The organism is Streptomyces sp. SID1328, assembly GCF_009865595.1.
Lineage (GTDB): Bacteria > Actinomycetota > Actinomycetes > Streptomycetales > Streptomycetaceae > Streptomyces > Streptomyces griseoluteus.
On sequence record NZ_WWKH01000225.1, the window covers coordinates 1 to 1,024 of the forward strand.

Below are 1,024 nucleotides of genomic sequence, written 5' to 3' on the forward strand. Positions count from 1 at the left end.
CGCGCTGCTGTGGGCCGGGGGTTCGGCTGCGGTCGTGCTCTGTGTCGCGGTGACCGTGGCCGCGCATGCCCGCGCTTCCGCCCGCCGGGCCCGGCTGCGGCTTGCGGGCGCGCTGGCCGACGTGGAGCGGCTGGAGCGGCAGCGGACCTCGGCGACCGAGGAGACGCGCCGGGAGCAGCAGCGACTCATCGACGAACTGGCGGCCCAGCGTGCCGAGTTCAGCGCCGAGCGGACCCGGCTCGAGAAGGAGGGCGCACGCGAGGCGGACCGGCTGCGCCGCGAGGTGCTGCGGCTCTCCGGCGAGCTGGAGAAGGCCCGGCGCGAGCGGGCGGCGGCCGTGTCGGCCACCTCCAACACCGCTGGCCGGATGCAGGCGCTGGCCACGGCCACCCTGGCCGACCTGCGAGCCATGGAGGAGCGGCACAGCGACGAGGAGGTGCTCGCCGACCTGCTGCACCTGGACCACCGCACCGCGCAGGCGGGCCGGCTGGCGGACTCCATCGCCGTGCTGACCGGTGCGCGTTCGGGACGGCGCTGGGCGCGGCCCATCGCGATGGAGTCCATCCTGCGCGGCGCCATGGGCCGGATCGGCGGCTACCGCCGGGTGCGGGTGCACTCCGTCAGCGAGGTCGCCGTCGCCGGGCACGCCGCCGAGGGCGTGATGCACGCGCTCGCCGAACTCCTGGACAATGCGACGAACTTCTCGCCGCCCACCGCCGAGGTCCATGTCTACGTGGAGGAGGTCCCGGCCGGGGTCATCGTCTCCGTGGAGGACAGCGGCCTGGTGATGGGTGACGTCCAACTGCGGCGCGCCGAGAAGGCGGTGACCGGTGACGTGTCCGGGCTGGGCGGTCTGACCGGTACCCGGCTGGGGCTCGCGGTGGTCGGCAGGCTGGCCCGGAAGTACGGGCTGAAGGTGTCGTTCCGGCCCTCGGCGCGCGGCGGCACCGGTGTGCTGATGCTCGTACCGCAGGAGATCCTCACCAGCCCGGCCCCCACGGCCCCGGCCGCCCCCGCGCCGGAG

1 protein-coding gene is annotated in these 1,024 nt (G+C 75.4%); it reads left to right on the forward strand.

Features of this window, described 5'->3' with window-relative positions:
• Nucleotides 1–4: 4 nt before the first annotated feature.
• The coding region (locus GT030_RS06485) for an ATP-binding protein (RefSeq protein WP_161200252.1) at nucleotides 5–1,024 on the forward strand (1,020 nt) is incomplete at its 3' end.